This is a genomic window from Bacillus sp. FSL R5-0560, from assembly GCF_037966305.1.
In the GTDB taxonomy this organism is placed as follows: domain Bacteria; phylum Bacillota; class Bacilli; order Bacillales; family Bacillaceae; genus Bacillus; species Bacillus mojavensis.
The window spans coordinates 545,175-557,940 of record NZ_CP150195.1; the positions used below are offsets into that span (position 1 = coordinate 545,175).

Consider the following 12,766-nt stretch of genomic DNA (forward strand, 5'->3'; position numbering starts at 1 on the left):
GAAAACAAGCTTTCATAAGCAGTGATATGGATTTATTATGTTGAGGGCCTAGTGGGTGAATAACCCATGGAGGTTCAAGTCCTCTCGCCGCATAAATGATACCAAGGGTTTTAGACCTTTGGTATTTTTTGTGCTTATTTTTCAATTGTCTATTGTCTACAAACCCCAGTTACCTTATGTAAGTCATCTTATTTATCATATATTTCTTTTTATTTGTTTTGATATAGGTGTCCGTAACATCAATTAGAACAATGTTTTAAACGCTCTTTAATTACTTTGTCGTAGTCTTTTATATTGCTGATGTTGAATCAATGCTTAAACAGATTCACACAAAAAAGGGTCAGTTACCCATGCCAAATTACGACAAATACTTGATGTTTCTTGTAATAAAACCTTATTTTGTGACAAATATATGAATATTTTGTCACATTGTAAATTATGTAATTATTTTATATATTTAGAAAAAAAGAAAGGAGATCATATTAAGAACAAAATTCATAATATTATGTTTTCTTGTGTTTATAGTTCGATAAAACTGAATAATGGAGTGTGTAATCTATGGGAAAAACCTTTATATCTAAGACTAACAAGCTGCATATTAGGAAAATCTTAATAGTGGTTGCAGTCTTTTTATTAGTTACTGGTAATCTGTTATCAGCATTGCCAAATCATATGCATGCTGAAGATAATACAGAAGTGACTGAAAAAGCAGATACTACGTGTTCAGCTCCGGTCGCATTGATTAATGGTAGCTTTGAGCAAGGTGCAGCAAGAGGATCTGCACATGATGGTTCGGGTCTCTATTATCTTGAATCAGAGGTTCCTGGTTGGAAAACTACTGATAAAGCAATTGAAATATGGAATTATAAAGAAAATATACCGGCCGTTGCAAAAAATTGGCCAGCCCCCCCTAATGGGAATCGATGGGCGGAATTAAACGCTTTTGAGAATGGCATGTTGTATCAAGATGTGAAAACAACTCCAGGACAAACGATATATTGGCGTTTATCCCATATGGGGCGGAATGGTGTTGACACCATGCAGGTCCGCATCGGTGCAGTGACTGCTACCCCATACGATACGAAGGTCCAAAAACAACTGTCTGATGGGAGAACAGCATGGGGAACCCATACAGGTTCTTATACTGTTCCGGCAGGACAGACGAAAACTCGTTTCGGTTTTGAGGCAGTTAGCACAGCTGGCGGAAGTATCGGTGCCGGCAACTTTTTGGATGATATTTTCCTTGGAACTGAACCATGTGTCACGGCAAATAAGTCAGTCTCTCCACAGGGTGAGGTGCATCCCGGAGATGAATTAACATATACAGTTCAAGTCAAAAACCAAGGCGGAGATGTTGCCGCTGATGCAAGTTTTACGGATGCAATCCCAGTGGGAACGGAATATGTTCCTGGAACACTAAAATTAATTAATGGTTCGACAACAAAGAATCTCACTGATGCATCCGATGGTGATGCAGGCCATTTTGATGGTAGTAAAGTAAATATTACATTAGGAGATTTACCTAATACGAACAACTTGCCTAATGGAATGACTGTACAGTTTAAAGTGAAAGCCAAGACAGGTTATGCCGGTAAAGAAATTTCTAATAAAGCGCAAATAAACTATGACAGTTTATTAACGAATACAAGTAAACAAACCGAATCAAACGAAGTAACAACTCCGGTTGTTTTTAAAGATCCTGTACTTGAATCAAAGAAAACGTCTGCTATTAAGTCAAAAGCGGAAGGAAACCAAGATGCAGATCACCCAGAAGTAGGAGATACACTTCTTTACACAATACAAACACGGAATACTGTTGAAGACAGTGTGGTGAAAAAGCTTGCCATTTCAGATGTGGTGCCAGAAGGCTTAGAATATGTTCCGGGCACTTTACAAGTTGACGGTGCATCAGTTAGTGATGCTCTAGATGATGACAAAGGACAATATACCGACGGGAAAGTGTCAGGTCAGATTGGTGATGTGACCGATTCTGAATGGCATAACGTTACCTTCGAAGCAAAAGTTAAGCCTGGTCAAGCAGGAAAGGATATTATCAATACGGCAAGCATTTCAGGAGACAATATAGACACTCCGGATACGCCGAATAATGAAGTTAAAGTCTATCCTAGGAATCCTGACTTAGAGTCAAAGAAAACGTCAACAATTAAGGAAAAAGTGGAAGGAAACAAATATCCGGATCACCCTGAAGTAGGCGACACACTTCTTTACACAATACAAACACGAAATACTGAAGAAGACAGTGAGGCGAAAAATCTTACTATTTCAGATGCCATACCAGATGGACTTGAATATGTTCCAGGCACTCTGAAAGTAGACGGCACAGCAGTCAGCGATGCTCAAGACGACGATAAAGGTGATATGACAGATGGCAAAGTGTCAGGCCAAATTGGTGATGTGAAGGATACGGAATGGCATAACGTTACATTTGAAGTGAAAGTAAAAGCGGGTCAAGCTGGTGAAACGATAAAGAATACGGCTACCGTTTCTGGCAGTAACATCGATACTCCGGATAAGCCGAGCAATGATACCGAAATTTATCCAAGAAAGCCGGATGTAGAATCGAAGAAAACCGCAAGCCTTCAGGCAAAAGCAGAAGGCAATAAAGATGAGAAACATCCAGAAGTAGGAGATACACTTCTTTATACAATCGAAACGAGAAACACAATTGAAGACAGTCTTCTGAAAGATCTTGTCATTTCAGATGAACTTCCTGACGGCTTAGAATACGTTTCGGGCTCACTAAAAGTAGACAATAAAGAAGCCAGCGACGCCAAAGATGATGATAAAGGCGATATGACAGACGGCAAAGTGTCAGGTCAAATTGGTGATGTGACTGACACGGAATGGCATACTGTTACATTTGAAGCGAAAGTGAAAGCCGGCCAAGCTGGCGAAACGATTCAAAATACGGCTAGCGTTACTGGCAGCAACCTAGACACTCCGGATACGCCGAAAAATGAAGTTGAAGTTTATCCTAGGAATCCTGTCTTAGAGTCAAAGAAAACAGCAAGTATTCAAGCGAAAGCAGAAGGCAATAAAGACGAAAACCAGACGCAAGTGGGAGATACCCTTCTCTATACAATCCAGACGAGAAACACAGTTGAAGATAGTCTGGTGAAAAATCTTGTTATCTCAGATGAACTTCCAGAAGGACTCGAGTATGTTTCTGGAACGCTAAAAGTAGACAATAAAGCCGTCAGCGACGCCCAAGATGACGATAAAGGCGATATGACAGACGGCAAAGTATCGGGTCAAATTGGTAATGTTACAGATACTGAATGGCATACTGTTACATTCGAGGCGAAAGTAAAAGCTGGCCAAGCTGATGAGAAAATTGTCAATACTGCCAGCGTCTCAGGTGACAATGTTGATAAACCAGACAAACCAAGCCATGAGGTCAAAGTTTCTCCAAGAAATCCAGTCTTAGAGTCAGAAAAGACAGCTAAGAATTTGGATTCAGATAAAGAGAAGTATGAAGCAGGAGATACGGTTGTTTACACGATCAAAACAAGAAATACAGTTAAGGACAGTAAAGTAACTGATCTCGTCATCGCAGATAAACTGCCGGCAGGCTTAGAATATGTTTCTGGCACACTAAAAGTAGATAATAAAGCAGTCAGTGATGCCCGAGATGACGATAAAGGCGATGTGACAGAGGGCAAAGTGTCAGGTCAGTTTGGTGATGTGTCTGACACAGAATGGCATACTGTTACATTTGAAGCGAAAATAAAAGCTGGTCAAGCAGGTAAAAATATTGTCAATACGGCTAGCGTTAGCGGTGACAATACAGACAAACCGGATACACCAAGCCAAGAGGTCAAGGTTTCTCCGAAAGATCCGATTCTGAAGTCGGAAAAGTCAGTAAAAAATCTCGATTCAGATAAAGGGAAATATGAAGCGGGAGATACAGTTGTTTACACGATCAAAACTAAAAATACAGTAGCGGACAGTAAAGTAACTGATCTCGTCATCTCAGACGAACTTCCAGATGGTCTGAAGTACATTGAAGGCAGTTTGAAAGTAAGTCATGATGGCAATGGGAAATTTGAAGACGGAAAGATATCCGCCGATTTTGGAGATGTCACTGACACAGAGTGGAGAACTGTGACCTTCCAGGCAAAGATAGAATCAGGTTACTCCGGCAAGATCAAAAATGTGGCAGCTGTTAATGGCACCAATATTGATGATCCAGATAAACCGGAGGCAGAGATGAATGTCGTATCAAAAGGCTCTGAAAAACCAAGTGATCCTGCTAAACCAAGCACTTCTGATCATTCAAATGAGCCAAGCAAATCAACACCAGAAAAAACAGGTGAAAAGCCGAATGGAGGAAATGAGCTTCCAGATACTGCGACAAATAACTATAATATTCTCCTTGTTGGTTTTGGATTATTGTTAGTTGGATCAGTCCTCTGGTATTTTAGAAGGAAAAGAAATGCCTAAATGCAAATCATAAAAAAAGCGTTTCCTATGTTCATCATAGCTGTCGGACTCATTTTCATAGGCTATGGAGTCTGGAAAGTGGTGGACGCTAATCAAAAGACAGCTGAAGCTTTAGAAGAAGCCAAGCTGGCAGCGGGACATCCTGCAACTAGCAAGGAGCAGGAAGCAGAAAAAGCAACTTTTAAACCTAAGGTCGGGGAAGCTGTCGGTGTTCTTGAAATCCCCAAAATAAACGCAGAGCTTCCAATTGTAGAGGGAACCGACGCAGATGATTTGGAAAAGGGCGTCGGTCACTACAAAGAAAGTTATTATCCAAATGAAAATGGACAAATTGTGTTATCGGGACATCGGGATACCGTTTTTCGCCGTACAGGAGAACTAAAAAAAGGTGATCAATTAAAGATCATGCTGCCATATGGGAGTTTTCAATATAAGATTGAGAACATGAAAGTTGTCGATAAAAATGACACTTCCATTATTACGTTGCAGCATAAAAAAGAGGAGCTTATTCTTACTACTTGTTATCCATTTTCATATATCGGTAATGCTCCAAAGCGATATATCATTTATGGAAAGCGGGTATGAAAAAATCTAGAATATCAGAGATTAGGCTGACGATAATTTTCGTCAGCCTTTTTATATCAAGGAAGAAATTAAAACCTTAATCAAAATAGGTGAAAAAACAATGATACCAAGGGTTTTGACGCCCTTGGTATTTTTTTGTGCTTGTTTTTAAATTGTCTACGGTCCATAAACTGCCACAGACCTAAAGCAGCCATCTAATTTATCAGCCATTTCTTTTTGTTTGTTTGGATATAGGTGTCCATGAACATCAATTGTTATATTTACAGAACCAAGCTTAAATGCTCTTTAATTGTTATGTAATTTTCTCCTTGGTGTATTAATAGTGCAACATGTGAATGTCTAATACCTAATTCATTAAAACAACTCTTCTTGTGCTTCTCTTCATGTTCTAGTAGCTTAAGCAATGTTTTATTGATACTAACTCATCAAATCGAATTTTTGGTTTTTAACAACAAATTGACTATCAAGACAGGTACAAGATTTATCGAAAAAGATCACCAGTATGCCGGGAAATGAAGAAAATGATCGTCTTGGCTTGTCGAGAAAACACCAGACGATGAAGAAGTAGAAAGTGAAGGACAAAGTTAGAGGAGTAAACAATGTACTTTCTGTCTATAAAAGGATTTGCTACGCTGGTATCAGTCAGTCGCAAAAGTGTTGTAATTGCTTACTGATTAATAAAAACATCCTTCATTGTAAAGAAGGATCTATAAGTTGATTCCCTATTTTTTTCTTTCGTTTGTTGCAAGTGTATGTGGCATTAAAAAAGTGCTGACCCCTGCACAAAACTTGTTGCGCGAGTCTGCACTTTTATTCTTCAAGATACACTGTCCCTTATCTCGATTAAGGGGAGTGTATTTAATCCGTTTTTAGCCGCACTGATACTTGGCTTTTAGGAGCTTTTTTTAAATGGCTAAAACCAACAAATTTTTTGCCTTCTTCATCCCATAGTCGGAATTTTAACGACTTAAGGCTTGTTGCCAGTGTAATGGTCGGAACGTTTTGCAATGGTTCAGTGTTGTTATGTACTTCTTCGAGCTTATAGTTTGGGACTCTCGGGCTTAAATGATGGACATGATGGAAACCGATATTGCCTGTTAGCCATTGCATGATTCTTGGAAGCTTATAAAAAGAGCTTCCTTCCACTGCTGCTTTTACATATTCCCAATGCTCATCTTCTTCAAAATAAGAATCCTCAAACGTATGCTGAATATAAAACATCCAAATTCCGAGGGTTCCCGATATCATAAAAATGGGCGCTTGAACCAGCAGGAAGTTTTGCCAGCCGATAGCCCAACATAAAAGTGCTGCCAAAGCGACGATCCCCAGGTTCGTTACATACGTATTCATCCGTTCTTTGCGTTTTGCCCCTTTACGATTAAAACGATTGGTAATCCCGAAGACGTAAATCGGCCCAATAATAAACATGACAAACGGATTTCTGTACAAACGGTACATGATTTTTGTCTTCGTTGAGGCTTCCTTATACTCCTCAACGGTCAGTACCCAAATATCGCCTGTACCGCGTTTGTCCAGGTTGCTGCTTGTCGCATGATGGACAGAATGGTCGTGTGCCCAATGATCAAAAGGATGCAGAGTCAGAATTCCTGTTATTGTTCCAAGGATTCGATTCGCCCTTCTGTTCTTAAAAAAGGAATAGTGGCAGCAATCATGAAAAATGATGAAGGTTCTTACCAAAAACCCGGCCGCAACGACAGAAATTGCTAGTGTAAGGAAATAAGAAATTGACAAGCTCTTATATGCCAAAAACCATAACAGGAAAAATGGTACCAATGTGTTAATGATTTGATAAATACTTTTTTGTAAATCGGACTTTTCGTAAGGGGTAACCAGTTTTCTCAAAGTCCTTAGGTTTTCTTTACTCATTTATTAAAGTTTCCCCTTCCCTAATGTTCTTAATCTCAGTATAGAAAACGTTTTATTCCCTTTGAAGTCCCAGCTGTCATACTCCATATATGATAAGTATCATGGTTTTGTTATAACTTGCCAGCCAGCTAAGAATCCTTTTCAAAAGCTGTCAAATGGAGCGATTTTTCAATCCGTCTGTAAAATAATCGGAAATACGAAACTGATTTCCAGCTTAATTAAATCTTTATTAGCAGGGACAGCCTGGAAACAAAAGTTGTATAAAGATTATACCCATCTCTTTATCGAGCCAAACTCTCTCCCTGCTCTCCTATGGGAATCGGTTTATTTAGACCGTGAACCTTGATTGAGAAACAAACATGGTAATGAAGAAAAGGAAGATGATTTGAGATCAAGTTTTAATTTTTATGAGGATCTTGGCAAAATGGGGATATACCATGGTGGCGTTTGCACATCTGCAGAAATAAAGCTTTACCAGTGAACAGCCCTGGTTTTAGCACTATCAGCTCTTTGTAAAGAAATCCTTAACAATCAATAATGAAGTACGGTTAAGCAAAGAAAAAGGGTTGAAGACACTTGCGATTCATTTTCACGGTGTTTTCAAACCATAGTTATTGAAGGCCTCTTTTTCTGCATGTTTAACAAATAATGCCACGAATAAAACAATAATATTAATTTGCATTTATTTCCGTTTCGTGTTATTCTAAAGAAGAATTATTTTTGTTCGTGTAAAGGATGAATATTGACTTTTCGTCTTGATGATACTTTGGGCAGGGATAGTAATTAAATGTGTGGTAACACACTAGGAGGCAACAAAAATGGAACAAGGTACAGTTAAATGGTTTAATGCAGAAAAAGGTTTTGGATTTATCGAACGTGAAAATGGAGACGACGTATTCGTACACTTCTCTGCAATCCAAGGTGACGGATTCAAATCTTTAGACGAAGGTCAAAAAGTAACGTTTGACGTTGAGCAAGGTGCTCGTGGAGCTCAAGCTGCTAACGTTCAAAAAGCTGCTTAATCTTAAAACGTTTATAGAAACAGGCTCTTTATATAGGGGCCTGTTTTTTTACGTTCTCTATAATACTAAAACTCAATAAAAAACCCTACTCAACGTGCGAGTAGGGAGATGTTACAAGGTAATAGCAAAAGATTTAACGCTTCAAAGGTTTGTTTATAGTATAACACACTGGATTGACAATATGCGGAATGTATATAAATTATTTATTTTTCTTTTCGAATACAAGTACATACTATTCTTTCTTTTCTTACTAACCTGTGGAGATCGGTTGATTTAGACCGTGAACATTGATTGAGATCGTAAATACGGATTGAATGTTGAGTGTCAAAATTATGGAAAGGCTATGGAAAGTGGTAATGAAGAAAAGGAAGATAATTTGTGGCCCAATATTCTTGGCAAAAAGGGCTAAACAATGAGTGACAGTTTGGAAACATCTGCAGAAACAGCTGAACTTTTTAAAAAAATTTTGGGGTTTCAAACCGTAGATATTAATAAGCCCTCTTAGACCATGTTATACATTCGATGCGGGCTTATTGACATTTTCTATTTAGCCTACCGCTTATGCACAGTATCCACACCTTTAACAAATATGCCATGACTAAAATGATAATATTTAATTGCAATTATTTCCGAATCGTGCTATGATAAAGAAAGATTATTTTTGTTCGTGTAAAGGATAGTATGAATATTGACTTTTCGTCTTGATGATACTTTGGGCAGGGATAGTAATTAAATGTGTGGTAACACACTAGGAGGCAATATAAATGGAACAAGGTACAGTTAAATGGTTTAATGCAGAAAAAGGTTTTGGATTTATCGAACGTGAAAACGGAGACGACGTATTCGTACACTTCTCTGCAATCCAAGGTGACGGTTTCAAATCGTTAGACGAAGGTCAAAAAGTAACATTTGACGTTGAGCAAGGTGCTCGTGGAGCTCAAGCTGCTAACGTTCAAAAAGCTTCTTAATCTTAAAACGTTTATAGAAACAGGCTCTTATATTAAGAGTCTGTTTTTTTGCGTTCTCTGTATAATACTCAATAAAAAACCCTACTCAACGTTCGAGTAGGGAGATGGTACAAGGTAATAGAAAAAAGATGTAACACTTCAAAGGTTTCTTTACAAGTATAACATAATGGATTGACAATATGCGGTAATGTATATAAGTTATTGATTTCTTTTCAAACACACCTACATCTTATCAGGAAGCAAACGTTTACGAAAAATTTTAAAAATCACAGCCAACTCTATGTGTCGTGTACCAACTGCCACGCTAACCGGGAGTCATCCATGATAATTCCGACACTCTCCTTCCTGTTAATCCATCACCTCAGATGAATTTTATGTATATTCTCTTATTACCAACGGTGAACAAAAAGGACCATCCCTTTTGTAAAGAATCATCCTTTTTTAAGTATTCTTGAAATGAACATAACAGGTGATCCATCTGCAAGATTTCCACCCACTTCAATTTTTTCATAAGACTCCGTCTTATTTTTATCGTTGACCATATTTCATGAAAAGAAGATAAACAATTACAATTTTCTGTCGCAGTGGATATAGGAAATTCCTAAAGATAGAGGGGAGATTGATTGATTTTTTTCTAGAAATAATCACTTAGCTATTCCTAACACAATGAAAGCCCTACCTCTCTTCCATCCTTACGGCTCCTTGTCCGTGCCAGTGTGAATCAGGATTACAAAAATCAAGTGACTATTTTATCGAGTTTTTTGATAAAACTTCAAATGTTTGTAGAAGAAATTTAAACAATAAAAATGAATTAGCTGTAGGAATAACAAAAGAGGTTAATGTTCTAAAAATACGTTGAAGAAGAAGAACGTCTGAAATGATTCCGTTTAATCATAACATTCTGAAAAATTTAGGATGTTTATTGGAATGCCATACATTTTCTATAATTAACTTTAACAGAAACTTTTTATTTGATTTTCAGTGATTCCTTTAATTACTTCCAGTTCACTAATCAAAAATTCATATGCATTATCCAACATTTTTTTTTCGCTTGAATTAAGTGCTTTTTCTTTCTTCATACGCATTAAATCACGTACAACTTCAGCACCTTCTTGTATTTCACCCGTTTTTATTTTGTTCGTGTTTACTTGATACCTTTGTTTCCACGGCAGTAACCTATCTGATTCTCCATGCTGAAAAATGTGTATAATACGTTTTAAAGCAAGAATATCAGTAACTGGACGTATATTTGAGCTCAATATTTTACGCGTTGGAATCATAACTGTCATATTACTGATTGACATTTTTATGACATAATACTGTTGTTTTTCCTCTAAAAATTCTTTTTCTTCAATGGCTTCAATTATTCCTGCTCCGTGCATTGGATAAACAATGTTATCGCCAATTTGAAACATATCATCCACCTCCATATATGGTAACCTTTTTAAGCTTACCATATATGGAGGTGTAATATCAAATATTTAATGATAACATGATAATATTTTTATTGTCAATAACTTTTTAAAAATTAAATCGAGCAAAAACAACATCAAAACAATAGGCTACGTGTCGTATTCCCCAATAAAGGAAATGTCATTTGGTCCATGTATATCCTGAAACCTCTAGATCAGTTTTTCATGAAATCTCCTTTAGGAATTCAAGACTTGGCATCAATGACATGTTTGCTGGGTTATATTGGCACAAATTTAGTCAAGGAGTAGACCATGTGTTTACTCCTCGTCCTGAAGCTACTTCTGTATGATTTGAATAAGGTTGCCGCATGTATCGTCGAATACAGCTATTGTGACTTCTCCCATTTTTGTCGGCTCCATAGTGAACTTCACGCCTTTTTCCTTTAATCGTTTGTACTCTTTTTGAATATCTGTAACGCCAAACATTGTTGCTGGGAAGCCCTCGGCGAATATCTTCTTTTGATACTCCTTAGCGGCAGGATGTTCATTTGGTTCGAGTAAAAGCTCGGTTCCGTCCTGATCCTCTTGAGAAACAAGCGTTATCCACCTGAATTCACCCATGGGAACGTCCTCCTTTTTTACAAACCCCAGTTTTTCTGTATAAAACTCCAGTGCCTTGTCTTGGTCTTGTACGAATATACTGGTAACAATGATTTTCATACTGTTTTTGCCTCCTTTGATATGTATGACGCATGGTACTGGCTGCAAGCAAACAACCCAGACATTTGTCAGAAGTCCTGTTCCGAGTGTCATGAAACAAACGTATTCCTCCATGAATTAGGGAACGTGCACTCGAAACTTAAGAGCGTATTAAAACGAAGCTTCCTAACAAAGACTTTATTTAATTTAACCTATGTTGAAGCTAAATGACAAAATTATGTTGATTTGAAATACTTTAGGGAAGGGGATTTAATTACCGATAAAAGCATGATAAAAATACTCAGCGAAATTCAACATATTAGAGGGGGTATTTTTTTCTGATGGTGAAACTCAATTTCTATGCATTCAATGGGGTTATTTACTAATCTGTAAATTTATGTCTTAATAGTAAGGGGTGATAAATATTACTTATAGCCCGTGATTTGGCTGCATAATCTTTCTCTGAATATAAAATGGAAAAAGGCAGTGCCCGTTTATAGGTACATGTATAAAAAAAGGAGCCATAACAATGTTAAAAAGATTTCTTCTGGTTTTACTTACACTGATTATGTCTATAGTTGTTATACTAGTGGCTGCTAAAGATTCCCCTGGAGATAATGTCATTTCATTTGATGAGCCTATGATCTTAATGATATCCATTGGGATTGTTGTATTCTTATTCATCCCTCCATTAGCCTTGTCCTTTTTTGGAAACATGGTTGTAAGAATAATATCAGGAGTATACCAATGTTTTATCGTTTTCACTTTTCTAGGGATGATTCCAATTGGATTTCTAATTCCCAATGGCTTTTTGACAATTCTTGTTTCTGTTTTAGGAACTTTAGTCAGCATAATTAGTGTTGTAGTAACCTTATTAATTGATAGGAATAAAGAAGTTAAATCTTAATATTGAAAAGCTTATCGCTCTTATCGAGGAAAGAGGCCTTTCAATGATCAGTGACACTAACATGATCGTGATAAAATGTTTTTGTTCTTTGGGAATTATTGTCATGCAAAAATGCTTTTCTTATAGCAAAGATTCTGTTTCAAATACCTTCATTGTCTTATCTTTTCTATGAGTTTATATCCTAATGTTACTACTTATTATTCATATTAGAATATAATAAGTTTATATCCTATTTATTATATAAAGATTGGAGTTAAAAGTGAAAAAATGTAAGCTTATTTTAGCAAGTATTGTTTCTGTTGCACTGCTTGTTTTTTTAGCATGGTTTATTTATACTGGCACCCACCAACCTCCTATATTGAAGGGGAATTCAAAAGATGGAAAATGGAGTGTTATCTATTCTCCTGAAAAAGACATAGATCTTGCAAGGCAAGACTTATGGGCGGTTCATATTACATGGAAAAGGGATTCTGAGTTTTCAATAAAAGAGGTTGCGTTTAAAGAAAATGGTGTTGTTGAGGCATCAGGTGACGCAACAGATGAACCTAAGAGTGCTAAAGAAGTAGCAGTAGCGATAATGGGAGATCCACCAAATACGAATAATGATTATACAGTAGAAGTTACTTGGCAAGAGAATGGGAAAACACAAAAAGACATTATTCAAGTAAATAAAGAAGTCAAACGGTCATTTGTTATTCCTAATGTAATAAAAAGAATTTTAAGTTTAGGATAATGCTAAAATACTCTCATAGGAATAGAAAAATATTATTACATCAAGTAAAAGTGTTTGCTTTTTTCTTGTGTTTAATCTTAATTTTCACC

Annotated in this window: 9 protein-coding genes and 1 pseudogene; 6 read left to right on the forward strand and 4 right to left on the reverse strand. The window is 37.0% G+C overall.

The window, feature by feature from the left end:
• Positions 1 to 558 precede the first annotated feature (558 nt).
• Positions 559 to 4,464: an isopeptide-forming domain-containing fimbrial protein gene (locus NST56_RS02835; RefSeq protein WP_339179808.1), complete on the forward strand. Its 3,906-nt coding sequence runs from the start codon at positions 559 to 561 to the stop codon at positions 4,462 to 4,464.
• 9 nt (positions 4,465 to 4,473) lie between these two features.
• Positions 4,474 to 5,049 (forward strand): class D sortase, encoded by a 576-nt coding sequence (locus NST56_RS02840; RefSeq protein ID WP_286059720.1) that lies wholly within the window; start codon positions 4,474 to 4,476, stop codon positions 5,047 to 5,049.
• Positions 5,050 to 5,205: 156 nt separating this feature from the next.
• Here the strand turns inward: NST56_RS02840 and NST56_RS02845 are convergent.
• Positions 5,206 to 5,532: pseudogene (locus tag NST56_RS02845) on the reverse strand (site-specific integrase); the annotation flags it as partial.
• A gap of 375 nt (positions 5,533 to 5,907) precedes the next feature.
• On the reverse strand, positions 5,908 to 6,936 hold the full coding sequence (locus NST56_RS02850; RefSeq protein ID WP_326197413.1) for a fatty acid desaturase: 1,029 nt from the start codon (positions 6,934 to 6,936) through the stop codon (positions 5,908 to 5,910).
• 818 nt (positions 6,937 to 7,754) lie between these two features.
• On the opposite strand from NST56_RS02850, the gene cspC (NST56_RS02855) reads away from it, so the two are divergent.
• Positions 7,755 to 7,958 (forward strand): cold shock protein CspC, encoded by a 204-nt coding sequence (cspC, locus tag NST56_RS02855; RefSeq protein ID WP_010333136.1) that lies wholly within the window; start codon positions 7,755 to 7,757, stop codon positions 7,956 to 7,958.
• A 764-nt stretch (positions 7,959 to 8,722) separates the two neighbouring features.
• Complete coding sequence (cspC, locus tag NST56_RS02860; protein ID WP_010333137.1) at positions 8,723 to 8,926, forward strand: cold shock protein CspC; 204 nt, start codon at positions 8,723 to 8,725, stop codon at positions 8,924 to 8,926.
• Between the two features lie 953 nt (positions 8,927 to 9,879).
• On the opposite strand, the gene NST56_RS02865 is transcribed toward cspC (NST56_RS02860), so the two are convergent.
• Together NST56_RS02865 and NST56_RS02870 are read right to left on the reverse strand one after the other, a co-directional pair.
• Positions 9,880 to 10,341 (reverse strand): CarD family transcriptional regulator, encoded by a 462-nt coding sequence (locus NST56_RS02865; protein ID WP_268444368.1) that lies wholly within the window; start codon positions 10,339 to 10,341, stop codon positions 9,880 to 9,882.
• Positions 10,342 to 10,674: 333 nt separating this feature from the next.
• Positions 10,675 to 11,058, reverse strand: coding sequence for a VOC family protein (locus tag NST56_RS02870; RefSeq protein WP_339179814.1), 384 nt, complete (start codon positions 11,056 to 11,058; stop codon positions 10,675 to 10,677).
• A gap of 508 nt (positions 11,059 to 11,566) precedes the next feature.
• On the opposite strand from NST56_RS02870, the gene NST56_RS02875 reads away from it, so the two are divergent.
• Both NST56_RS02875 and NST56_RS02880 read left to right on the forward strand, forming a co-directional pair.
• On the forward strand, positions 11,567 to 11,944 hold the full coding sequence (locus NST56_RS02875; RefSeq protein ID WP_010333140.1) for a hypothetical protein: 378 nt from the start codon (positions 11,567 to 11,569) through the stop codon (positions 11,942 to 11,944).
• A 259-nt stretch (positions 11,945 to 12,203) separates the two neighbouring features.
• Positions 12,204 to 12,677, forward strand: coding sequence for a hypothetical protein (locus tag NST56_RS02880; protein WP_339179817.1), 474 nt, complete (start codon positions 12,204 to 12,206; stop codon positions 12,675 to 12,677).
• Positions 12,678 to 12,766 lie beyond the last annotated feature (89 nt).